General features: G+C 41.0%; 13 protein-coding genes and 4 pseudogenes. 15 read left to right on the top strand and 2 right to left on the bottom strand.

Annotated elements, in window-relative coordinates:
- Positions 1–666 precede the first annotated feature (666 nt).
- The 11 genes and pseudogenes from ACRWSG_RS01440 to ACRWSG_RS01390 all read left to right on the top strand — a co-directional run bounded on the left by ACRWSG_RS01440 (position 667) and on the right by ACRWSG_RS01390 (position 16,986).
- Positions 667–3,456, top strand: coding sequence for a TonB-dependent receptor (locus ACRWSG_RS01440; RefSeq protein ID WP_462165423.1), 2,790 nt, complete (start codon positions 667–669; stop codon positions 3,454–3,456).
- A gap of 105 nt (positions 3,457–3,561) precedes the next feature.
- Positions 3,562–5,058 carry a tryptophan halogenase family protein gene (locus ACRWSG_RS01435; RefSeq protein ID WP_462165422.1) on the top strand — a complete coding sequence of 499 codons (1,497 nt, stop codon included), beginning with the start codon at positions 3,562–3,564 and terminating at the stop codon, positions 5,056–5,058.
- A 2-nt stretch (positions 5,059–5,060) separates the two neighbouring features.
- The gene (locus tag ACRWSG_RS01430) at positions 5,061–6,911 is read left to right on the top strand and encodes a glycoside hydrolase family 13 protein (RefSeq protein WP_462165421.1); all 1,851 of its coding nucleotides are present in this window, start codon (positions 5,061–5,063) and stop codon (positions 6,909–6,911) included.
- Between the two features lie 94 nt (positions 6,912–7,005).
- Positions 7,006–8,882, top strand: a pseudogene (locus ACRWSG_RS01425) (alpha-amylase family glycosyl hydrolase).
- Entirely contained in the window at positions 8,875–10,359 is a 1,485-nt protein-coding gene (locus ACRWSG_RS01420; protein ID WP_235373117.1) for an MFS transporter, read from the top strand. Before ACRWSG_RS01425 ends, ACRWSG_RS01420 begins: the two are co-directional and overlap by 8 nt.
- A 12-nt stretch (positions 10,360–10,371) precedes the next feature.
- A pseudogene (locus tag ACRWSG_RS01415) lies at positions 10,372–12,771 on the top strand (glucan 1,4-alpha-glucosidase).
- Between the two features lie 60 nt (positions 12,772–12,831).
- Positions 12,832–13,770 (top strand): alpha/beta hydrolase, encoded by a 939-nt coding sequence (locus tag ACRWSG_RS01410; RefSeq protein WP_462165420.1) that lies wholly within the window; start codon positions 12,832–12,834, stop codon positions 13,768–13,770.
- A 243-nt stretch (positions 13,771–14,013) separates the two neighbouring features.
- Positions 14,014–14,811: a sialate O-acetylesterase gene (locus ACRWSG_RS01405; RefSeq protein ID WP_462165419.1), complete on the top strand. Its 798-nt coding sequence runs from the start codon at positions 14,014–14,016 to the stop codon at positions 14,809–14,811.
- A gap of 95 nt (positions 14,812–14,906) precedes the next feature.
- Complete coding sequence (locus ACRWSG_RS01400; RefSeq protein WP_462165417.1) at positions 14,907–15,344, top strand: hypothetical protein; 438 nt, start codon at positions 14,907–14,909, stop codon at positions 15,342–15,344.
- Between the two features lie 71 nt (positions 15,345–15,415).
- Entirely contained in the window at positions 15,416–15,997 is a 582-nt protein-coding gene (locus tag ACRWSG_RS01395; protein ID WP_462165416.1) for a DUF1287 domain-containing protein, read from the top strand.
- A gap of 101 nt (positions 15,998–16,098) precedes the next feature.
- A complete protein-coding gene (locus ACRWSG_RS01390) occupies positions 16,099–16,986 on the top strand; it encodes a hypothetical protein (RefSeq protein WP_462165415.1) in 888 nt (295 codons plus the stop codon).
- Positions 16,987–17,083: 97 nt separating this feature from the next.
- Here the strand turns inward: ACRWSG_RS01390 and ACRWSG_RS01385 are convergent.
- A pseudogene (locus ACRWSG_RS01385) lies at positions 17,084–19,269 on the bottom strand (OsmC domain/YcaO domain-containing protein).
- Positions 19,270–19,462: 193 nt separating this feature from the next.
- Positions 19,463–20,482 (bottom strand): LacI family DNA-binding transcriptional regulator, encoded by a 1,020-nt coding sequence (locus tag ACRWSG_RS01380; protein ID WP_138600573.1) that lies wholly within the window; start codon positions 20,480–20,482, stop codon positions 19,463–19,465.
- Between the two features lie 414 nt (positions 20,483–20,896).
- On the opposite strand from ACRWSG_RS01380, the gene glk reads away from it, so the two are divergent.
- The 4 genes and pseudogenes from glk to ACRWSG_RS01360 all read left to right on the top strand — a co-directional run bounded on the left by glk (position 20,897) and on the right by ACRWSG_RS01360 (position 25,869).
- The gene (glk, locus tag ACRWSG_RS01375; protein ID WP_339978912.1) at positions 20,897–21,895 is read left to right on the top strand and encodes a glucokinase; all 999 of its coding nucleotides are present in this window, start codon (positions 20,897–20,899) and stop codon (positions 21,893–21,895) included.
- A 22-nt stretch (positions 21,896–21,917) separates the two neighbouring features.
- The gene (locus ACRWSG_RS01370) at positions 21,918–22,931 is read left to right on the top strand and encodes a LacI family DNA-binding transcriptional regulator (RefSeq protein ID WP_054551441.1); all 1,014 of its coding nucleotides are present in this window, start codon (positions 21,918–21,920) and stop codon (positions 22,929–22,931) included.
- Positions 22,932–23,362: 431 nt separating this feature from the next.
- Positions 23,363–25,214, top strand: a pseudogene (edd, locus tag ACRWSG_RS01365) (phosphogluconate dehydratase).
- A gap of 34 nt (positions 25,215–25,248) precedes the next feature.
- Positions 25,249–25,869 carry a bifunctional 4-hydroxy-2-oxoglutarate aldolase/2-dehydro-3-deoxy-phosphogluconate aldolase gene (locus ACRWSG_RS01360; protein WP_054551439.1) on the top strand — a complete coding sequence of 207 codons (621 nt, stop codon included), beginning with the start codon at positions 25,249–25,251 and terminating at the stop codon, positions 25,867–25,869.
- The last annotated feature ends 18 nt before the right edge of the window (positions 25,870–25,887 follow it).

The following is a 25,887-nucleotide window of genomic DNA, read 5'->3' as shown; positions in this document are numbered from 1 at the left end:
CACTCAGAGTGTGTAAACTATAAGGCAACCATTAGTCGTATATGTTGCCGGAATGTCAAAAGCATACGTGAAGGGTGTGATACTGTAAAAACTCTGCATACGTATGCACGCCAAATTCACCTCTGTCCTCAGTAAAACTTATTAACTTGATTTAAAATTGAGCAGCATAAATTTAGCGCCGTAAAATTTACCAATTAGTAAAGTAATTGTCTTATTCAAACTCAAAACGCCAGCGTGGTGCATAATATAGCTGGCTTACACCAGAATGGTGCAATGTGATTATTGGTAAGACCAATTATCATTGTTCCATGTGCGTTCCTATTATTATTGCGTTAAGTCACCATTTAAGCGGGATAAATGGCCTAGCACCTATTTCTGTAACCAAATTGGGGGCGAAAATATAGCGAAAATGTTTCATTACTATTAATTTACACAGTAAAATTGATAAATCATTTATATTCAATCGGTTATGGGGTGGGTTTGTAAAGATGGTGTTAATATTTGTAATGATGAGCTACGCTGAATACGTATGCATAAATTTGTTAAGAAAATAACCAGGGCGTTAATATTCAATTCGACAACAAAATCAGTCAGCGAATAACAGCTATTATGTTCATGAATAACTGCAACACGTTGACATTACAATTTGGGTAATGGGAAAACATCATGTCTATGTTCAAACCAAGTATATTAACTCTGGCTTTAACAGCCGCAGGTTTAAATAGCTTTGTAGTGTATGCTGCAGAAGAAGACCAAAAAACAAAAAACGACAACGTTGAAGTTATCGAAGTAAAAGGTTTTCGTGGCAGTGTTGTAGAATCTATTAATACTAAACGCTTCACTCCTGAAGTTGTTGAGTCAATCTCAGCTGAAGATATCGGTAAATTACCTGATTCATCAATTGCAGAATCAATTGCACGCCTTCCTGGTTTAACAGCACAACGTCTAGACGGTCGAGCTAGTCGTGTAAGTGTTCGTGGTTTCAGTGAAAACGAAAGTGCAACAACATTCAACGGTCGTGAGCAAGTTTCAATCGGCGACAACCGTGGCGTTGAATTTGACCTTTACCCATCAGAAATTATGAGTGGCGTAACGGTATACAAAACCCCAAGCGCAGGCATTGAAGCAGAAGGTATCGCTGGTGTTATCGACATGCAAACTGTTAAACCTTTAAGCAAAGGTGAGCAAGTTATCATGTTCAATGACCAGTACGAACAAACGGGTTTTGATAAATTAAACCCAGACGGTGACGATCAAGGTTTCCGTGGTACGTTCTCATATATTGATCAATTTGCTGATGACACAATCGGTGTTGCATTTGCATACAACACGATGAGTTCTCCAAACCAAGAGAAACGTTGGAACGCATGGGGTTACCCTGAGTTTACAGGTGAAGATGGTAATACGTACTCAATCTTAGGTGGTGCTAAGCCATTCGTACGTTCATCAACGCTTGAACGTGATACAGCCATGCTTGTTATTGAAGCTGCGCCGACTGAACGCCTGAACATGACCTTTGATGCTTTATATGTAGATTTCTCTGATGAGAAAATCTTACGTGGTATCGAAGTGCCATTTGCATGGGGCCAAGGTTCAATTGACCCAAGTTCAGCTGTTGTTGACGCAGATTCTGGTTTCATCACAAGCGCAGTAACAGAAGGCCAACGTGTTGTTGTTCGTAATGACTACGAAGAGCGTAACGCGGAGCTAACTCAGTTTGGTTTTAATGCAAAATACGACATCAGCGATGATTGGTCAGTAGAATTTGATGTAAGCCGCTCTGAAGTTGAGCGTCAAATCTGGAGTATCGAAAGCTACTCAGGTACAGGTCGTGGTGATGCAAATGGTGTTGCTGATACGATTGGTTATGAGTTTGACGGTGGTAACACAGGCGCACAATTCAGCCATAACCTTGATTACAGCGATTATGACTTAATTCAACTTGGTGGCCCATTATCTTGGGGTGCAAGTGCTGCACTTAACGATAAGTACGGTCTAACTGATACTGCTTATCAAAATACTGCGCAAGATGGTTTCATCAATGCGCCAGAAATCAATGATGAACTAAGCACATTGAAACTTGCGGCTAGCAAAGTACTTGATAACGCGTACATCAGCCGTGTGTCATTTGGTATGTCTTACCGCGACCGTGAAAAGAGCAAAGTGTCTGAAGGTTACTTCATGACATTAAAAGACTTCTCTTTATCAAACCCGGGTATGTTATCAATCCCAGAGCAATACCGTTTAGGGTCAGCTAGCCTTGATTTCATTGGCATGGGCAACATGGTTGCTTACGATACCAACGGTCTAGTGAATGATGGTTACTATAGCCTGCTTCAAGAAAGCTTAACTGATTCAAAGCACAAGACACAGTCTTGGACAGTTCAAGAAGAAGTAACAGCGTTCTTTGCTCAAGCTGACATTAATGCAGAGCTGGGCTCTATCCCTGTAACAGGTAACGTTGGTGTGCGTTATGTGAAAACTGAACAGTCTTCACAAGGCTTCGCAGCTAACACTGTGGATGGTTTAGTTGTTGTATCACCAACAGATGTAAACCATGACTACAGCCACTTCTTGCCAAGCATCAACTTATCATTTGCAATTGATGAAGAGCAAACTGTACGTTTTGGTGCCGCGAAAACCATTTCTCGTGCTCGCTTAGACGAAATGAACGCGTCAGTTAACGCTACTTACAATCAACAACCAGATGAAAACGGTAACTATTGGAGTGTATCAGGTGGTAACCCTGAGCTTGAGCCAAAAGAAGCAACTGGTTTTGATTTAAGCTACGAAAACTACTTCCATGAAGAAGGTTACTTCGCTGCAGCTGTATTCTATAAAGATATCACTCAGTGGATTTTCGATGGTACTTATGAAATCGATATGAGCGGTGTAGCTGATCCGTCTACTGGTGAAATTCCTGCGACTTCAACTGGCACAGGTTCAGGTAAAGTGAACGGTGGTTCTGGTGACCTATGGGGTTATGAGCTTTCATTAACTCTACCATTCACTATGTTCAGCGAGTCACTTGATGGTTTTGGTTTAATCGCAAGCCATACAGGTGTTGAGCAAGACTTAACTGACCAAAATGGTAACGATTATGAGCTACCTGGTCTATCTGACCAAATCGATAGTTTAACAGTTTACTTTGAGCGTAACGGTTTCCAAGCGCGTACTAGCATGCGTAAGCGTAGCGACTTTAAAGGTGACGTATACGGTTTAGGTTTTGCGACTACACAAGTTGACATTAAAGGCGAAACAATTTGGGATGCTCAAGTTGGTTATGACTTTAGCGAAGGCGGTGTAGAGAGCCTTGACGGTTTATCTGTCACTTTCCAAGTACAGAACATCACAGAAGAGCCGTTCACGTCACTACAAGGTGATAACTCACTTCAAGTACGTGACTACCAAGACTACGGTCGTACATTCCTGTTAGGCTTCAGCTACAAGCTGTAATTAGCTAAAACAGCGATAGAAAATTGCCCTTGTGATTTGTTTTACAAGGGCTTTTTTATATCAGTGAGCTACACTCAATGAATAGAAATTGGCGTTAGGTGTACTATGGAAACAAAAAAAATAACCAAGGTCGTGATTGCCGGTGGTGGCACAGCAGGGTGGATAACCGCTGCATTACTTAATAAAGTGCTGGGCAAAGTGCTTGATATCACCCTGATAGAGTCAGCAGAGATTGGCACTGTGGGTGTAGGCGAAGCGAGTATTCCACCTATTTTGCATCTAAATGGTGCCCTTGGCATTTCTGAAAAAGAATTTATTAAAGCCACTGGCGCAACGATTAAGCTCGGTATTGAGTTTGAAAATTGGCGCAGCCAAGATCACAGCTACATGCATGCCTTTGGTGAAATAGGTAAAGATTTTCCGTTTTGTGAGTTTTATCATTTTTGGCTAAAAGCAAATCAAACACAAAACGCGCCTGACTTTTGGGATTTTTCACTTAACTACCAAGCAGCAAAAGCGCATAAATTTGCTCACCTTAAGCACATTCCTAACACTCAGTTGGCGGGCTTACATTATGCCTATCATTTTGATGCCACTCGATACGGCGAATTCTTAAAAGAGTTGGCGCAATCACGGGGCGTTAAACGCATTGAAGGCAAAATTGAATCGGTTAATCAATGCTATCAAAGCGGGCATGTTCGTTCTTTGTTACTTAAAAATGGCGAGCAAATAGACGGCGACTTATTTATTGATTGCACCGGTTTACGTGCTTTATTAATAGAGCAAACACTTAGTACCGGCTTTGAAGATTGGTCGCATTGGTTACCGTGTGATAGCGCGATTGCGGTGCAAAGTGAATCAGCTTCGGATGCAATTCCTTATACACGCTCAATTGCAAGAGACTCAGGCTGGCAGTGGCAAATACCATTACAGCATCGAGTAGGCAACGGGCTTGTGTACTCTTCGCGTTTCTTATCAGACGAAGCGGCAAAGCAACAGCTCTTGGATAATTTACCTGCCAAACCACTGACAGAGCCGCGTGTTATTAAGTTTAAAACAGGTCGCCGTTTAAAGCAGTGGCATAAAAATGTGGTATCGGTCGGCTTATCAAGCGGCTTTTTAGAGCCATTAGAATCGACCAGTATTCATTTAATTCAAAGTGCAGCCATTCGTTTAATTAAGTTTTTTCCTCATCAAGGTATTAAACAAAGCCTTGTAGATGAATTTAATCAACAAAGTAAAACAGAATTTGAGCGAATTCGTGATTTTATTATTCTTCATTACAAGCTTACTGAGCGTGATGACAGTGCGTTTTGGCGTTTTTGTAAAGGCATGGATATTCCATGCAGCCTCAGAAAGAAAATTGAGCTATTTAAAACCAGCGGCAAGCTAATTAGAGAAGACGATGAGCTCTTTGCCGAAATCGCATGGCAGCAAGTAATGATAGGGCAAGGGCTTATTGCAGAGGATCACCATCCTTTAACAGATGCGTTATCTGATGAGCAATTAAATGAGTTATTTAGCAATTTAAAAACCTTGATTAATAGCACTGTCGAGCAGTTGCCGACCCACAATCAATTCTTAGAAAAAGTACAAAATTAATTATGAAAAAAACACAAACATTTTTAGCGTTAACAACCGCATTTACACTTTTTAACTCAACAGCAAGTTTTGCAATTACTGCGTCACCAGAAAACTGGTGGGTAGGGATGCAAAACGACTCATTACAAGTCATGCTTTACGATAACAATATTGCTAACAAAGCGTGGCAAATGGTGCCTTACAAAGGCGTTGAGTTTAAAGGGGTGACAACAACAAATAACCCTAACTACGCGTTTTTAGATTTAACCATCAGCGATAATGCAAAGGCGGGAACACTGACTTTTAAAGCTGAAGACGGCACCACCTTTACTTACCCGTTAAATGACCGTGATAAGCAAAGTGCCAATCGTCATGGCTTTACAAATAGAGACACGCTTTATTTAATAAACCCTGATCGCTTTGTAAATGGTGACCCAAGTAACGATAGTGTTGCAGGTATGCAGGAGGCTGCAAACCCAAGCTTTAAAGGTGGCCGACATGGCGGTGATATTCAAGGTGTTATCAATAGCCTAGATTACCTTGAGGACCTCGGTGTAACACAACTTTGGTTAACACCGGTGCTTGAAAATGATATGCCAAGTTATTCTTATCATGGTTATGCTATTACTGATTTTTACAAAGTTGATCCGCGTATGGGCAGTAATGCGCTTTATAAAACCTTATCGGCAGAAGCGAAAGAGCATGGTATCGGCTTAGTGATGGACATGGTACTTAACCACTTTGGTTCATCGCATCAGTGGATGAGTGACATGCCAACGGCAGATTGGGTTAACTTTGATGGCAAGTTTGAAAACGGTAAAAATGCCACTAGTCACGCCAGACAAACAATTCAAGACCCTCATGCGAGCCAATACGACAAACGTCAATTTAATGATGGTTGGTTTGTTGAGACGATGCCTGATTTAAATCAGCGCCAGCCGTTACTATCAACGTATTTAATTCAAAATGCCATTTGGTGGATTGAATACGCCAACTTAAGCGGCATTCGTGTTGATACCTATTCATACTCAGATAAAGCATTTTTAGCCGATTGGACTAAAGCGATAATGACCGAATACCCAAACTTTAATATTGTTGGTGAAGAGTGGACAACCAACCCAGCAATTGCATCTTATTGGCAGCGTGGCAAAGTCAATCAAGATGGTTATACCTCTGAGTTACCAAGTGTAATGGACTTTTCATTACAAGAGGCGTTGATCCAAGCACTTAACGAAGAAGAAAGCTGGAATACAGGTTGGGTTAAAGTGTATCAATCGCTGGCGAATGACTTTTTGTATGCTGATACAGATAACATTTTAGTGTTTGCAGATAACCATGACATGAGCCGCGTTTACACTGAGCTGGGTCAAGACCTTGCAAAAACTAAATTAGCCATGACGCTGTTGTTAACAACTCGTGGTATTCCACAAATTTATTACGGCACTGAGCTGCTGCTCGATAACACGCCAAGCAATGACCACGGTGATATTCGCATTGATTTCCCGGGTGGGTTTAAAGGTCAAAAAGCGAATGCCTTCACAGGTAAGGGGCTTTCAGCTGATCAGCAAGAGATGTTAGCTAGCATGAAAAAACTGCTTAAGCTTCGTCAAGAAAAACCAGCGTTAAGCGAAGGTCGTTTAATGCATTTTTCACCCAAGCAAGGCATTTACAGCTATGTGAGAGAGCACAATGGCCAAACTGTATTGGTTGTTCTTAACAAAAACCAACAAGCTATTGATTGGGATTTAAGCTACATGCAAGAAGTGCTGAAAGGCAATAATAAAGGACGCGATTTAATCAGCGAAGAGCGTGTTGATCTTGCTGCGCCAATCCGCTTAAAAGCTATGCAAGCACGCTTAATAGAGCTTGAATAATTGCAACTAATAGGCTGAATACGTATGCATTTACTGTCCGTATGCAGCCCTTAACATTAGTATGAACTGATATTTACAGAAAAATGAAGTAATGATGACAACATACAAACTAACTGCGTTAGTAGTGGCTTCGGTTTTAGGTTTAACTGCCTGTGGTAACGATGCGCCAGTACAGCAGAACACGCAAAAGCAGCAATCAGAATCTAGCCAAGCAGCTATCTCTAAGCCTGTGGTCTACCAAGTATTCACTCGATTATTTGGTAACACTAACACCACCAATAAACCGTGGGGCACATTAGAAGAAAATGGGGTAGGTAAATTCGCTGATTTTAATGATGCTGCATTACAAGGTATTAAAGAACTAGGTACAACACATGTTTGGTACACCGGTGTACCGCGTCATGCTTTAGTAACTGACTATACCGAATACGGTTTGTCACAAGATGATCCTGATGTTGTAAAAGGCCGTGCAGGCTCGCCTTATGCAGTGAAAGACTATTACGATGTTAATCCTGATTTAGCAATTAACCCTGAGCGCCGCTTAGAAGAGTTTGTCGAGCTAATCAATCGCACTCATAAGCACGGTATGAAAGTGGTTATTGATATTGTGCCAAACCACGTAGCGCGTAACTATGAGTCGGTCGCAAAGCCTGAAGGCGTTAAGGATTTTGGTGCTGAAGATGACACGACGAAAACCTATGCTCGCGATAATAACTTTTATTATGTAACAGGGCAGTCATTTCAAGTGCCAACAAGCGATAGCTACCAAGTGTTAGGTGGTAACCCGCATCCTCTTGCTGATAATCAATTTGCCGAAACCCCAGCAAAATGGACGGGTAATGGGGCCCGTGCCGCTAAACCCGACATCAATGATTGGTACGAAACAGTTAAAATCAATTACGGTGTGAAACCAGATGGTAGCTACGACTTCCCGACGCTACCGGATGATTACGCTGATAAAGATTACCGTGCGCACTACGCATTTTGGCAAGATAAAGACCTACCAAATAGCTGGTATAAATTCCGCGATATCGCGCTTTATTGGTTAGATAAAGGTGTTGATGGTTTCCGTTATGATATGGCCGAGATGGTGCCTGTTGAGTTTTGGAGCTTTTTAAATTCATCAATCAAGATGCAAAAAAGCGATGCCTTTATTTTGGCTGAGGTATATAACCCAACGCTTTACCGCCCATATATCCAACAAGGTAAGATGGATTACCTTTACGACAAAGTCGGTTTTTACGACACGGTTAAAGCTGTGATGCAAGGCAAGCAATCAGCGGATACTATTTTCGATATCCAAAGCCAAGTGGCGGATATTGAAGAGCATATGCTGCACTTCTTAGAAAACCATGATGAGCAACGTATTGCTAGCCCAGATTTCGCTGGTAGTAGTGAAAAAGGTAAGCCAGCGATGGTGGTATCTACATTGATGTCGCGCTCGCCAACCTTACTTTATTTTGGTCAAGCTGTCGGTGAAGATGGCTCTGAGGACGGTGGTTTTGGCGACCCAACGCGTACCAGCATTTTCGATTATATGGGTGTACCTGCGCATCAAGCATGGATGAATAATGGTAAATTCGATGGCGGTGCGCTTTCGAAGCAGCAAGCTGATCTTCGCGCTTACTACACCAAATTGATGTCGTTAAATACACTTCCTGCCATTGTTGGTGGTGACATGCAAGCGGTTGAATTGACAGGCTCAGAGCAAGTTATTGCGTTCACGCGTAAGCTAAACGCCAACAACTAGTGCTTGTAGTAAGTAACTTTTCAGAAAACCCACAAAATGTTGAGCTTACTCTTAACCAAACGTTGTTACCTAAGCTTAATCACAGTGGCTTAACGTTAATTGATAACCTAGAAAATCATGCCGACATTGTGATTTCTGAGGCAGCTACGAATGCGCCAATTCAACTACAGCTGAATGGCTTAAGCAGTGCAGTATTTACCTTAAAGGCTGACTATGAATAATAACAAACCAACGCTGAGCTTTTGGCAAATATGGAATATGTGTTTTGGATTCCTTGGTATCCAATTTGGCTTCGCATTGCAAAACGGTAATGTAAGCCGTATTTTTCAAACTTTAGGTGCCAATGTTGATGATATTCCAATCCTTTGGGTTGCAGCACCATTAACAGGTCTAATTGTACAACCGATCATCGGTTACTGGAGCGATAAAACTTGGAATAAGTTAGGTCGTCGTCGTCCGTTCTTTTTCTATGGGGCTATTTTAACGACGTTATCGTTATTCATCATGCCTAACTCACCAAGCCTTTGGATTGCGGCGGGTATGTTATGGATCATGGATGCGTCAATTAACGTGACTATGGAACCATTCCGCGCCCTTGTTAGTGATAACCTACCGAAAAAACAACGTGCAACTGGTTATGCGATGCAAAGCTTCTTCATTGGTGTTGGGGCGGTTGTTGCGTCTGCATTACCTTGGATGATGACTAACTGGTTCGATATTGCTAATACGGCACCTGCTGGGCAAATTCCAGATTCTGTAAAATTTTCGTTTTACTTTGGTGCAGTAGTTTTATTAGTTGCTGTGTTTTGGACTGTATTTACCACGAAAGAATATTCACCAGAAGAACTTGAAAGCTTTCATGAACAAGAGCAAAGCGATGACTCGAGTGATGTTCAAAGTGATGTAAACTTTAACAAAGGCGCTGCAATCTTTACGGTTCTTGGTCTAGTAGTACTTGGTATTGTAACGGGTCTATCGCTTGAAAAAGAGCTTTATTTACTCGCTGGTGGTTTGATTAGCTTTGGTGTTATTCAATTTATTGCTGGTGCTTTAAAGGCTAAAAACGCAACCAGTGGTGGCTTTTATCAAGTTGTGAATGATGTATTCACTATGCCAGAAACGATGAAACAATTGGCTTGGGTACAATTTTTTAGCTGGTTCTCATTGTTTGCAATGTGGATTTACACCACGTCGGCAGTAACTAGCTTCCACTACGGCAGCAGTGATACAAGCTCTCTTGCCTACAATAACGGTGCGGATTGGGTTGGTGTATTATTTGCCGCTTACAATGGTTTTGCTGCCATTGCAGCACTGTGTATTCCGATTATCGTTAAAAAAGTAGGGCTAAAAATGGCTCACGCTCTCAACCTAGTGCTAGGTGCATTGGGTCTGGTCAGCTTCATTATTATCAAAGATCCAAGTTTACTGATCTGGCCAATGATTGGAGTAGGGTTTGCTTGGGCGTCAATTCTATCTTTACCATACGCAATGTTAAGTACCTCAGTACCAAGTAAAAAAATGGGTGTGTACATGGGTATCTTTAACTTCTTTATTGTTATTCCGCAGCTGTTAGCGGCAAGCGTATTAGGCCTAATTTTACGTCACTTTTTTGATAATCAACCGATTTATGCGTTAGTGCTAGGTGCAGTGTCATTCGTACTAGCAGCGGTCGCTGTGCTGCGCGTTAAGCAACAATAATAAGGACACACAATGAAAAAATTTAATCTTATTACAGCAAGCTTGTTAGCGTTAGGTTTAACTGCTTGTAGTTCAGAGCAATCAGTTAATACAGCAGTTGAGCAGGTGTCAGCGCCAGGTGCACCGGGTGTTGAGCCTTTTTGGGCATACTCTGGTAAAACGGGTATTGGTACCTCTTACGAGCAATACCAAGACGGTCACTACAGCGACGCAGCTGCTACTGGCAAAGTATCAAAAGTTTGGTTTTCAATCGCTAAAGGCATGATCACAGAAACCATGTTTGGTTTAATTCACCAAGCACAAATCAAAGATATGCAGTTTGTTGTAGTCGGTAAAGACTTTACCGTTACAGAGAGCGATGATCTCGATGTAAGCATTGATTATTTATACAAAGACGACGCTGGTCGCCCATTATCGCTTGCTTATAAAGTCGTTAGTAAAGATAAACAAGGTCGTTTCACTTTAGAAAAGCATATTTTTACAGATCCAAATGGCCAAACATTGTTTGTTCGTAGCGTATTTAATACCGACCTTGAAGGTGTGAAAGCCTACGTTAATGTGAACCCTTACATTGATAACAACGGTTTAGATGATTTTGCAAAAGTCACTGATAAGGGTCTAGTTGCGTGGCAAGATGATAACTTTTTATCTTTACAAGCCGCTCAACCATTTAAGCAAGCAAGCGTTGGCTTTACGGGTGTAAGTGATGGCTTAAAAGAGTTAAAAGCATCGCAATCACTATCAACGACTTACCAAAATACTGGTGATAAGTCGGGTAATGTAAGCTTACTTGCAGAGCTTGGTGAAGTATCAAAAAACACCACCTTTGATTTAGCGTTAAGCTTTGGTAACTCTGAAGCTGCAAGCTTAAAAGAAGGTCAAGCGAGTTTAAACCAAGGCTACCAAAAAGTGCTTGCTGCATATAACGGTGAGGGTGCTGCAATTGGTTGGCAAGACTACTTAGCAAGCCTTGAACCTTTGAGCACATTAACTAACAGCACCGCAGATAATGGTAAGTTGCTTTATACCAGCGCCATGGTGTTGAAAGCGCAAGAAGATAAAACCCATGCTGGTGCTTTAATTGCGTCATTGTCTAACCCGTGGGGTGAAACAGTGTCGGCTAAAACAGGCTCTACCGGTTATAAAGCGGTTTGGGTACGTGATTTCTATCAAGTTGCGATGGCATTTATGGCCATGGGTGACACACGTACCGCTAAAACAGCATTTGAATATCTAGAAAAAGTACAAGTAACAGATAACACGCCAGGCAATGGTGGTGACACGGGTTGGTTTTTACAAAAGACGCACGTTGATGGTGAGCTTGAGTGGGTAGGTGTTCAGCTTGACCAAACAGCAATGCCAATTATGTTAGCATGGAAGTTACATCAAGCTGGCGTACTTAGCGATCAAGAGCTCACAGATTGGTATGGCAAAATGTTAAAGCCAGCAGCTGATTTCTTAGTTGATGGGGGCCTTGCGAAAATTCTTTGGAACGACACGCAAATTACACCGCCAGCAACGCAACAAGAGCGTTGGGAAGAACAAAATGGTTTCTCTCCATCAACAACTGCAGCGGTTGTTGCAGGCTTAGTCACGGCTGCTGATATTGCTAAAAAAGCAGGTGACACAAAAAATGCAGAGCGTTACCTAGCAACGGCTAAAACCTACAACAGTGAAATTGAAAGCACCATGTTTACGACTCAAGGTAACCTTAAGTCTGAAAATAGCGATGGTGAATATTTCATTCGTATTGGTCAAGACAAAGATCCAAACTCATCAACCACGCTTAATGCCAATAACGGTCGTGAAGGCTTTGATAAAAAGCAAATCCTTGATGGTGGTTTCTTAGAGCTTGTACGTTATGGTGTTCGTGATGCACTTGCGCCAAGCATTGTAAAAACATTACCAGAATACGATGACGAAACCTTAGTCGATAATCTGCAAGTGCGTTACACCTTTAATTTTGCTGATGGCTCAGGGTCATTCCCTGGTTACCGTCGCTATGGTAACGATGGTTACGGTGAAGATGAAGTGACAGGTAACAACTATGCCGAAGGTGGTAACAACACCCCTGGTCAACGTGGTCGTGTATGACCGTTTTTCACAGGTGAACGTGGTCACTATGAAATCGCTGCGGCAAACGCAACTAATAGCCTTGATGCGATGAAGCAACAAGCGATTAAAGACACCTATGTAAAAGGTATGGAAGCATTTGCCAATGAAGGCATGATGCTACCTGAGCAAGTTTGGGATGGTGTTGGCAATAATAAAGCAGGCTATCAGTTAGGTGAGGGGACAAACTCAGCGACACCACTTGCTTGGACTCATGCAGAATATATCAAGTTACTCCGTTCAGTGAGTGATAAACATGTATGGGATCATTACCCAGTGGTTGAAAAAGCCCTCAAGTAATACCTTATTAATAAGCCGCAATTCATTTGCGGCTTTTTAGTTTAAATTTGAGTAGACATTATGTTTAAGAAATTTATTTGTTTAACCTTGATGCTATTTTCAGGTGTCACTTTTGCAAATGTGATAATCCCTGAGGTGTCAGAAGGGCATCTTGATGTTAAGAAAAACTTTAGTTCAAAGTATGTTGAGAGCCGTTTTTTAAATATCTGGTTACCACCAGGTTATAGCAACACACGTAAGTATGATGTTTTATATATGCATGATGGTCGAATGTTGTTTGATGCCAAAACAACATGGAATAAACAAGAATGGCAAGTTGATGAAGTTGCCGCGAAGTTAATTCAAAGCGGTAAAGTTAAGCCATTTATTGTTGTTGGCATTCCAAATGCGGTAGAAAATCGTCATAGCGAGTATTTTCCGCAAAAAGTATTTGAAAGTTTAGCAAAGCAAAAACAAGCAGATTTATATGAGTTAGAGAGGTATCCAGGGCAAAAGCTGTTTTACTCTAAGGTTTATTCAGACAACTATGCTCGCTTTGTTGTTGAAGAAGTCATTCCCTTTATTGAGAATAACTATTCAGTAAATAAAGGTTTTGAACATCGGTATATCGCAGGATCAAGCATGGGAGGGCTTATTTCTTGGTATACATTACTTCAATATCCAAATGAGTTTGCCGGCGCAATTTGTATGTCAACGCATTGGCCAGGGATTTTTACTTATGACAAACAAGTATTTACTGCTTTCAAGCAGTATATTTCTGACAATATTGGCAAACTAACAACACAAAAAGTTTACTTCGATTATGGAGATGGCACATTAGACTCCATGTATCCTGATCTTCAAAAACAAATTGATAATGTATTTATGCAACACGGTTATCCAGCTTCGTTATGGCAGAGTCAATATTTCCCAGGTGCGACGCATGCAGAAGTTGATTGGGCTAAGCGATTGCAAATCCCACTTGAGTTTATGTTCAGAGCAAACGCGCAAGCACTGTAATAATTGATTGATTAAAAGAATCGAACTGCTTCTGCTAGGCTAAATGCCTGTATTAAAGGTATTTATAGCACGAAGCTATAACTATGAAGTAAAAACTTAATTACATACCCAATATTTATTGGGCATGGCTTTTGGTAAAAGGAAAAATAATGTTAAAAAAACTAGCCTTATGTGGTTTGTTAGCAATAAGCACGCAAAGTAAAGCGGATGACTATTTGCTTTACTTTATGGGGATAATCAAATATGGAAGGTTTTGGCTTTAATAAAGACTTACCTGCACAGTATAAAAAGCCAGTTGAAAATACCTTACTCTTTTTTGGTAACCCGGTTGCTGATGATGCATTAAATGGTGGTAAAGGTGTTTGGACTAATTTAATGCCTGGTTTTGGAACAGGCGCAAGATCGACAAATCATTCAATTATTTTATCTGATAGATTTGGCCCTGAATTGAGTTTTGGCAAACGCTTATCTGAGCTCACGGGTAAAAAAATAGCCATTATCAAATATGCGCGTGGTGGCTCATCTATTGCGCTTGGGGCATCTGGTTTTGGTACATGGGAGCAGAACTATGCTGACAACACCAAGATCAACCAATGGGATAACTTTCAAACTACCGTAAGAGCTGCGTTAGCGAACAATGATATAGATGGTGATGGTGTAGCAGATACTTTAGTCCCAGCAGGTATCATTTGGATGCAAGGTGAGGCCGATGCCTATCATGAACAAGCATCTAAGGTTTATTTAGCTAATTTAACAAGCCTGATGAATGATATGAAAATGACATTTGGCGATAAGGAGTTACCAATCATCCTTGGCAGAATCGAAGACTCTGGTAAAACACCTGAAACACGCATGATGCCATATATAGAGAGAGTATGGGATGCTCAGAAAAAGTACGTTAAATCAAATGCTAATGCTCATTTAGTTGCCTTTGATGAGCCTGTCGAATTCATCGAAGATAAATGGCACTATAAAAGTAATTACTATATAAAACTAGGTAACCTTTTTGCAGAGAAAGCAGCCGAAACATTAGCTAAGTAAGTTTCTTTTAAATATCTAATTAAATAATTAAACCGCCGAATTAACCTCGGCGGTTTTTTGTTTATAATAGGGCCAAATTAGAAATGGAATTTACCGTGCATAAGCGAAACTATTTTCTTTTTATACTTGTTCTCATTGCTTTACCTGTGTGCTTAATTAAAGCTGAGGCAGCTGAACTTAAACCCTTCACTACAGATGGTTGTAGCTCTTTTCCTGATGGAACGATAGAACACAAAAACTTATGGTTAGCTTGCTGCACTGCCCATGATCTCGCTTATTGGCAAGGCGGTACTTTTAAGCAACGTGAGCAAGCTGATATAGATTTAAAAGCGTGTGTTGCACAAGTGGGTGAACAAGAAATTGCGGTATTGATGCTTGCCGGTGTCAGAGTGGGAGGGACACCTTTTTTACCTACCAGCTTTCGCTGGGGTTATGGCTGGCCATACCCCAAGTTTTATGGCGAACTCACTGAGCAAGAGCGCTCACAAGTTGAAAACCGTTTAGCAGAATACGCTAATACTGAACAGCATTAATACTTAATAAAGAGAATGGGCAGAGAGCAGCCTATTCGAGTTTTTATAATTATTTAAAATGGAGTTTGTAGATGATCAAAACAGCCGGGATGTTACTTTTATTATTTGCTCTTAATTCTCAAGCGGAAAGTTTTCAATCTAAACTTGTTGAGGCTGCCAAAGAGCGAACTGAACACTTTGTAGTTTATAACGGAAGTTATCGAAAAATAGACTATCCCAATGGTGATGTGCCTAAGAATATAGGTGTATGTACCGACGTGGTTATTCGTACTTACAGAGCTTTAGGAATTGATTTACAAGCGCTTGTACATGAGGATATGCGCTACAACTTTAGCTTATATCCTTCAAAACGAATTTGGGGCTTAACCAAACCAGATACCAATATTGACCATCGCAGGGTACCTAACCTACAAGTGTTTTTTGAAAGACATGGTGAAAGTCAAGTTACTAGTAATACAGCAGCTGATTATCAAGCAGGTGATATTGTGACTTGGATTTTACCTAATAATAGGCCCCATATAGGTATTGTTACAGATGAACTGTCGAAAGATAAATTAAGACCTCTGATTGTTCATAACATAGGCTGGGGGCCGAAAATGGAAGATATGCTATTCACTTACAAAATTACAGGGCATTACAGATATAAACCCTAACATACACACTAAGCTTCAATTAGTTACCACTTTAGTATACATTTAAGGTATTTATGTACCTTTATTGGGTTTGGTCTGATTTTTAACTTAAAGGGATTTATATGAAAAATGTGAGTAAATGCATTGCCAGTATTTTGTTGCTACTTCCGACGACTATTTTTGCTTCTCAAGAAGTTGTGATCGAAAAGTCAGATAAATTTACCGAACTGTCAAAAGGCTTAAAGGTAAGTGTTAGAACTGGCCCTACTAAAAATGCCAAAATTTATGACTTTTCGACAAATAAAATTACCATCACTGATGAGCATGGTGCGCCTTTTCAACGTTACTATTTGCAAATTGCCACAGCAGATAAAGAATGGGCCAAGGAAATCATTACGTTTGATGATAAAACGAATATAATTGACTTAAATGCACTACTTTTTGGTCAATTGATAGACACTTCTGAACTAAAAAAAATAGACTCAGCGCATGCTTTTTCTTTATATAATCGTCTTGAAAGTGTTCTTTCTGAAGAATATGGCACATTTGAACAGGTTTACAATGGTGGCTTAGCTGACTATTTAAATTATATGTCGATAGACGCCGGTTTTGAGAATTACATAGCAAGAACCGGGGGAGCGGGCGATAAACTCACAGAGTCACTAAAAGAAATAAAGCTGCCGCCTCTTGTTGAACACCAACAATTAATGAGTGAGTTTATTAAAGCTGTAAATCAAAAGGACAAAACCTGGTTGTTGGCTCAGCAAAGACCAAATTCCTCAGAGCGAGACTCGGGAATTTATGCGCGCGGTTTAAACGTGCTGTTTGAATATTTTGATAGCATAGGTAACCCTACAAAGTTTAGTGTTACCCGAGAAACACAAGGTCGCTCTTATGATCTTAATTCAAATAAACACTTTATTGTTGAATTGCTTGAGCACAAGGTCACGAGAAAAAATAGAGATGGAGTTTATGTTTGTAGATACATATGGTGGCCGCTTTATTGCTGAATACGACATTACAGGTGTGCGTTTTCGTTAAGTAACGGTTTTAAATAAAGCAGAAAAGCCGCAGGTTACAAAAACATGCGGCTTTGATATTTCTTGGTTACAGCCCTGCTTTTTTAGCGCGGGCAGCGTGTAGCTTTTTGTAACTTTCGATTAAACGAAGGTGTCTGTCTAAACCCTCAAGCTTCATGCTGGTTTCTGTTAAACCATAGAACATTACATCGCCGTTAATTGAACCAACGACAGCATCCATCGTATCTTGTCCAAACATACGGGTGAAGCTATGAATGTAATCTTCAATCTCTAGGTCATCGCTGAGTGCGACTTCTAACGTTGCATGCATTGCTTGGTAGAATAGGCCGCGTTCAACAATGGTATTGTCGTTATACTGTAAGAATGCTTCAACAAGCTCCATTGCTGCTTCTAAATCACCAAGTGCTAGATAAATAAGTAGCTTCAGCTCAAGAATCGTTAACTGACCCCATACTGTGTTTTCATCAAACTCAATGCCGATTAAGGTGATGATATCAATGTAGTTATCTAGTTCACTTTCTTCTAAGCGCTCAACTAAATCAGCAAGTTGATCTTCTGATAAACGATGCAGGTTTAAGATATCCTCGCGGAAATTAAGTGCTTTATTGGTATTATCCCAAATCAAGTCTTCTACTGGATACACTTCTGAGTAATCAGGCACTAAAATGCGACATGCAGTACCAAGATCTGAGAATTCAGCAATGTAAGCTTCTTTACCTAAGCCTTCTAAAATACCGAATAAGCTCGCTGTTTCTTCCTCATTGCTACCAGAGAAATCCCACTCTACAAAATCATAGTCGTGTTTAGCGCTGAAGAAACGCCATGAGATCACGCCAGTTGAATCAATAAAGTGCTCTACAAAGTTTTCCGGCTCAGAAACTGCCATACTATTGAACGTTGGCTTAGGTACATCGTTTAAGCCTTCAAAGCTTCTGCCTTGTAATAACTCAGTTAAGCTGCGCTCTAACGCAACCTCAAAGCTTGGGTGCGCGCCAAAAGAAGCAAATACACCGCCTGTTTTAGGGTTCATAAGTGTTACGCACATCACAGGGAACTGACCACCTAGCGAGGCATCTTTTACTACAACAGGGAAACCTTGTTCTTCAAGACCATTAATACCCGCAACAATACCTGGGTATTTATTTAAAACGTCCTCTGGTACGTCTGGTAAAACTATTTCTTGCTCAATGATTTGACGTTTAACGGCACGCTCGAAAATTTCAGATAAACATTGTACTTTTGCTTCGGCAAAATTGTTACCTGCGCTCATACCATTACTTAAGAATAAGTTTTCAATTAGGTTTGAAGGGAAGTAAACAGTTTCACCGTCAGAGTGGCGTACATAAGGAATAGAACAGATGCCACGTTCTTTATTACCAGAGTTGGTATCTATTAGGTGTGAGCCACACAGCTCACCATCTGGATTATAAATTTCACGGGTATAGTCATCTAAAATGCCCTCTGGTAGAGAGTCATCGTCAGTCAGAGCAAACCACTTTTCATTTGGGTAATGAACAAACTTGCTATTAGCAATGTCTTCGCCTAAGAACTGATCGTTATAGAAGAAGTTACAGTTTAAGCGCTCAATAAATTCGCCTAAAGCTGAGCATAGTGCGCTTTCTTTCGTTGCACCTTTACCATTGGTAAAACACATAGGCGAAGCTGCATCACGAATATGAAGTGACCATACATTTGGCACAATATTACGCCAAGAAGAAATTTCGATTTTCATCCCTAACTCTTCAAGGATGGCCGTCATATTTGCGATGGTTTCTTCAAGTGGTAAATCTTTACCTAAAATAAATGTGTTGCTGTCATCACCGGGTTTTGCCATCAACATTGCTTGCGCGTCGGCTTCGATGCTTTCAACAGTATCGATCTTAAATTCAGGACAGTTTGAATAACACGTTTAACTGTACAGCGCTCGACAGAGCGTAAAATACCTGTGCGATCTTTCTCAGAAAGGTTTTCTGGTAACTCAACCTGAATTTGGAAAATTTGGTTATAGCGGTCTTCTGGGTCAACGATATTGTTTTGCGCAACACGAATACCGTCAGTCGGGATATCACGTGAATTACAATACACTTTAATAAAGTAAGCCGCACACAATGCAGAAGATGCTAAGAAGTAATCGAATGGACTTGGTGCAGTGCCATCACCCTTATAGCGAATAGGTTGGTCTGCAATGACAGAGAAATCATCAAACTTTGCTTCAAGTCTGAGGTTGTCGAGAAAATTAACTTTAATTTCCATTAAAAAATTCCACCTTTGTGCGCGTTGTTATCTAAAGCATTGTTAGCCAGATAAGCATTTTCAACATAATAGGTGTAATTATCTGCTTTTTCGAAGTAATAGTCTTGGGTAAATCGAAAAAAAACTGATTTTAATGCAATAAGTGTCTGGTTAGGGAGGGAGTAGGCGATAACAAAGCTGTTATCGCTAAAAATTAAACACTTGAACCGCGAATAATTAACCGAGGTGGTAAAAGGGTATTCTCGACATCTTCACCACGAATAAGTTTGAGCAGGTTATCGACCAACATTTGTCCGGCGAGGGTGGTGTCTTGCTGAACAGTGGTAAGTGGTGGGTTTACAAAGCTGGCAACCGCAATATTATCAAAGCCAACAACGTGCACATCATCAGGAACCTTTATTTTTGCTTCTTTCAATGCGCGAATAGCTCCAATCGCAATAAGGTCACTGGCAGCAAATAATGAGTTAAAACGAATGTTATTTGCTAAGAGTGAACGAGTCGCGTGATAGCCTGATTCTTCTGTTGAAATAGCATTTGCCATCTTACGTTCGTTTAAATTAACGCCCTTGGCTAGAAATGCATCTTTAAAGCCTTGGTAGCGAGCAAAAAATTCTGGACTATGCTCAGATGCATCACCAATAAATGCACAATCGGTTCTTCCTGTTGCGAGTAAATGTTCTGCTGCTAATTTACCACCCCCGTAGTTATCGCAGCTCACAGTTAAATCTGGGCGGTTATCTACACTGGCACCCCAACAGACAAATTTAGTGTGCTGATCTATTAGGGTTTTAAATTTAGGTTGATAATCAAGGTAATCACCATAACCAAGCAGTATTAAGCCATCTGCACGATGGCTGTCTTCGTAATCGGCTTGCCAATCAGAGCTGCTCGACTGAAACGATACCAGTAAGTCGTAGCCTTCTTTTGCACAGGCTCTGGTTATACTGCCAAGCATCGCCAAAAAGAAAGGGTTTATTTGTGATTCATCCGAAGTGGGATCTTCAAATAATAACAGGGCGAGGGTGCTACTTTGCTGTGTTCTTAAGTTACTGGCATTTTTATCAACTTTGTAGTTGAGCTGCTTGGCTACCTCATGAACACGTCGACGGGTTTCTTCGTTGACCAAAGGGCTATTTCGCAGCGCGCGAGACACGGTTGACTGCGACACACCCGCATAATGTGCAATGTCAAAAGATGTCGCCTTACCTTTCATATGGTTACCAAATAACAGAACTAGTAATTGCCATTTTCGGCTATTTAATATTTTTTTCAAGCTATTTGTGACAAGCAGCGAGAGTGTGGCTGTTCTGTACACAGTTAGGTATTTTTTATGTTTTATAAATGCCTTTTCGATACTTAATACGCAGGTTTTCTCATTAAATACGTATGCATGCACAAATAATGAAAATTTTTATTGATCCAAATCTGACACCGGTGTCATAATGTCACTGTTTTATCATTTTGTTGTCAAAACGTATTTGGCTGCCCATTCATTTGGGCAGCATTTTTTTAATACAAAAGATAGCTTCTTTGAGGCAATGACCCAAAGTTTAGCAGACACGGTGGCTTTGCCATTGAAAACTAGAAAAATAAGCGGCAACTAGCTTAGACAAATAGAGAAAACATCATGAACACACAGACAACCACAGAATTCGTTCCTATTCTTGTTGCCGATATCGGCGGCACTAACGCTCGTTTCGCTTTAATCACTGACTTTAATGCACAAACTAACCAGTTTGTTATCGAGCACAATTTAACTTTTCCAAGTGCAGATTTTGGCTCTTTAGAAAGTGCGATTAACCAGTACTTTAGTCAAATTTCGTTTCCAAAGCCAAGCCGTGCATGTTTAGCAGTAGCTGGCCCGATTAAAGCAGGTCAAGTTCACTTAACTAACCTTGGCTGGCACTTTAACGTTGCCGATTTAAAGGCTGAGTTTTCATTTGAGCAACTTGAAGTAATCAACGACTTTGCAGCATTTGCTTATGCGGCACCTTATTTAGATGATTCGCAAAATATGGCTGTTAAAGCAGGTCAGGCGGATGAAAATGCGAATATCGCAGTTATGGGACCTGGTACAGGTTTTGGTGCTGCATGTTTAGTTCGCACATCACAAGGCAGTGCTGTTCTTAGCTGTGAAGCAGGGCACATTACCCTTGCAGCTGTCACAGACTTAGACCGTAGGCTAATTACTGAGCTTAAAAAGCAATTAAATCATGTTTCTGTGGAGACTGTGTTCTCAGGCCCTGGTATTGCTCATTTATATGGCGCTATGGCTGCGGTAAAAGGCGTTGAAGCGAAGAATTTAGATGCAGCACAAATTAGCGAGCTTGCAACCACTGGTCAATGCGAAATCTGTGATGCAACACTCAATCAATTTTGTGATTGGATTGGTAGTGTAGCAGGGGACTTAGCCCTGACATTTGGCGCATTAGGAGGCGTATTTATTGGTGGTGGTATTTTACCTCGTATGCAACAACGTTTATTATCTAGTCGATTTGTTGAACGTTTTGCAGACAAAGGCATTATGTCGCAATATACTTCACAGATCCCTGTTACGCTTGTAACACAAGACAACATTCCATTCATTGGTGCTGCTGCGTGTATACATGTTAAAAGTAACGCGTAATTAGCAGTTGGATGTAGAGCGGATGAAGAAAGTAACCATCAACAGTGTCGCCAGCTATGCCGGTGTATCGAAAAAAACAGTATCTCGCGTGCTTAACAATGAGCCAAACGTGAGTGATGCAACGCGCGAAAAAGTACTTAAAGTATTTAAAGAGCTCGATTACACGCCAAACCCAATCGCTAGAGGTTTAGCACAAAACCGTAGTTTTATTATTGGTTGCTTGTACGATAATCCGAGTAAAAGCTATATTACCCGGGTGCAAACTGGTGCCTTAGCGGCGTGCCATGAACTTAACTACAACTTATTGATCCATCCTTGCGAATTACGCGGTGATGAATTAATTAGTAACATTGAGCAATTAATTCAAACTTCTCGTTTAGACGGTATTGTATTGACCCCGCCATTTTCAGATTTTCCTGAACTTGTAAGCTTTTTAAAGTCGAAGAAGATCCCGTATGCTCGTGTCGCCTCTGCGGTACTTGAAGACGACTCTATTTCGGTAAGAAGTAATGACGAACAAGGGGCTTTTGAAATAACAGAGCATCTTATTAAGCTGGGTCATAAAGAAATCGCCTTCATTAAAGGTCACCCTGATCACAGTGCCACAGAGCAGCGTTTTAAAGGTTATCGAAGAGCACTTGCCTCAAATGGTATTGAGTTTGATGAACGCTTAGTTGAAGAAGGTAACTTCAGTTATCACTCTGGTGTTGATAGTGCCCGTACAATTTTAGATTTAAACCCTCGCCCAACAGCAGTATTTGCCTCAAATGATTACATGGCAGCGGCGGTATTAAAGCTTGCTACACAAATGCAGTTAAGAGTGCCTGATGATATCTCTATTGCAGGGTTTGATAACGCACCAATTGCACGTCATATTTGGCCAGGGTTAACGACCATTGCACAACCAGTTGAAGAAATGACTCAGCAAGCGGTTAAGCAATTGATCACTCATATTGGTGATCCACAAGAGTCGCCTTATCAAGTAACCCTTGAAGCAAAACTCATTACTCGTGAGTCGACAGCAGCAATTAAATAAATTTCATCTTGTTTTTTCACAGTAGCCCGAGAATGAGTGACGCGTTCTCGGGCTTTTTTATTTCAGGCTAAAAAATTTCATGAAAACGCTATAAGTTACTGTTTTTAATTAAAACAAACCTCCAAGCTTGTCTTGTCTATAGGCCTTTGATAGTGGTACTTCACATGAATTCTACTCATATTCTACTAAAATTACATTGTTCATTATTTGGTCATTTAAAAAAATTAAACTAAATTTAACAGATAAGGTTGACACCGGTGTCACAGTCATGAGTTAATACAGTGACACCGGTGTCAGGTTGGTTGTGAGAGACAGCCTGTCAGCGTACCTTTGAACGGGTAAATCAAAGTTGCTCAGTACAATTATTTTCGTGGAGTCTGTAATTGTTACTGAGCCTTTATCCTCTAACTATAGAGATGAGTCGAATTTATATGTTGCATCCTCGTATCCAAGAAGTCACCGAACGCGTTATCGAACGCAGTAAAGAGACCCGCCAAGCTTATTTAGAGCGAATCGCGCACGCAAAAAAACAAACAAGAGTTCGTGCAGGTTTAGGCTGTGGTAATATTGCACACGTTATGGCTGCTTGTAGCAGTGATGACAAAGCTCGCTTAAAAGCAGACGAGCAACCAAACCTAGCTATCATCAACGCTTATAACGACATGCTTTCTGCGCATGTTCCATACAAAGATTATCCGGAAATCATCAAAAGCCTTGCCACTAAGTTCGATGCTACAGCACAAGTTGCTGGCGGCGTACCAGCTATGTGCGACGGTGTTACTCAAGGCCGTGATGGTATGGAACTATCATTGTTCTCACGTGATGTGATTGCAATGTCTACAGCGGTTTCTTTATCGCATGACGTGTTCGACGGTGTTTTCTGTTTAGGTGTGTGTGACAAGATTGTCCCTGGACTTCTAATTGGTGCCTTATCATTTGGTCATTTACCAACGTATTTCTTACCAGCAGGTCCAATGCAATCGGGTATCCCGAATAAAGAAAAAGCCCGTGTTCGTCAAAAATTTGCACAAGGCTTAGTAAGTCGCGAAGAGCTGTTAGAAGCTGAAAGCGCATCGTATCACAGTGCGGGTACGTGTACTTTCTACGGTACCGCTAACTCGAATCAAATGTTAATGGAAATCATGGGTCTACATTTACCAGGTAGCTCTTTCATTAACCCTTACACAGAACTTCGTGATGGTTTAACAGGTCATGCTGTCGAAACCATGTTAAAGCAGTTAATCGAAACAAAAGATGCTAACTGCCTAGCTGACGTAGTCAGTGAAAAAACAATTATGAATGGTTTAGTAGGCTTGTTATCAACAGGCGGCTCAACTAACCACGCAATCCACTTAGTAGCAATTGCGAAAGCAGCGGGTGTAATCCTTACTTGGAAAGACATGGCTGACTTATCAGAAGTTGTGCCACTTCTTACACGTATTTACCCGAACGGCTCAGCAGATGTAAACCACTTCCAAGCAGCCGGCGGTATGGGCTTTTTAATGAAGCAACTACTGAGCAAAGGTTACTTACATAACGACGTGAAAACGATTGTAGGTGATGGCCTTGAGGCATACACCACAGAGCCAATGCTAGATAAAGATTCATCAGTGATCATGACTAACAGCACAGGCCCAAGCAAAGTTAAATGGGTAGCGTGTCCTGAAAAATCACATGACGAAGAAGTGTTACGTCCGATTGATAACCCGTTTAGCAAGCAGGGTGGTTTACAGCTTCTTACAGGTAACCTTGGCAAAGCCGTTATTAAAGTTTCTGCAGTGGCTGAATCTCACCAAGTTGTTTCTGCACCAGCTAAAGTATTTAGCTCACAAGGTGAGTTACAAGAAGCATATAGCCGCGGTGAGTTAAATACAGACTTTATTGCTGTAATTAAAGAGCAAGGTCCGAAGGCGAAAGGCATGCCTGAGCTTCACAAATTAACGCCAGTAATGGCAACACTACAAGACCAAGGCTACAAAGTGGCGATTGTGACAGACGGTCGTATGTCGGGTGCATCAGGTAAAGTTCCTGCTGCAATCCACTTAGCACCAGAAGCGGTTGAAGGTGGTGTAATCGCAAAAATTCACGAAGGTGATTTAGTGACGCTTGATGCACCAGCGGGTGTATTGAAAGTACACGTAAGCGATGAAGAATTAGCAAAACGTGAGTTACAACTTAGCCAACCAAGCCAAACATATGGTACAAACGCGAGAGTTATTCGCAGGTTTCAGAAATATAGTAAGTAGTGCAGACCTTGGCGCAAGTGCCTTTGGTTTAGAATAATAATACGCCGTTACTGGGCTATGAGGAACAAACAATGAGCATTGAGAAAATTTTATCATCGGCACCTGTGGTACCGGTTGTTGTTATCGAAAAACTTGAAGATGCAGCACCACTTGCACGTGCGCTTTATAACGGTGGCTTAAAAGCACTAGAAATTACTTTACGTACGCCGATTGCGGCAGAAGCTGTAAAGCTAATGAAAGAAGCCGTACCAGAAGCATACGTTGGCACAGGTACCGTGGTTGATAAAGCGACATTTAATGCATCTGTTGAAGCCGGTGCTGACTTCATGGTTAGCCCAGGTGTAAACGACGAATTATTAGCACTGGCTAAAGACACTGATATTCCATTTTTACCAGGTGCAGCAACACCAAGTGAAGTAATGAAATTAGCAAGCCATGGCTTTAAGTTCTTAAAGTTCTTCCCTGCAGAAGCAGCGGGTGGCACAGCAATGCTGAAATCAATTGGTGGTCCTTTACCACAAGTAACATTTTGCCCTACAGGCGGTATTAGCCTTGAAACAGCACCTAATTACCTGGCACTTAAAAATGTAATCTGTGTAGGTGGTACTTGGATGTTAGATAAACAACTTATTGAAAACAAAGACTGGCAAGCCATTGAAGCGCTTGCTCGCCAAGCAAGTGAAGTAAAATAATTAACGGGAGATATTAGA

The organism is Pseudoalteromonas sp. GB43, assembly GCF_054923805.1.
Note: the sequence above shows the minus strand (reverse complement) of the source record. Positions and strands in the feature narration are given on the sequence as shown.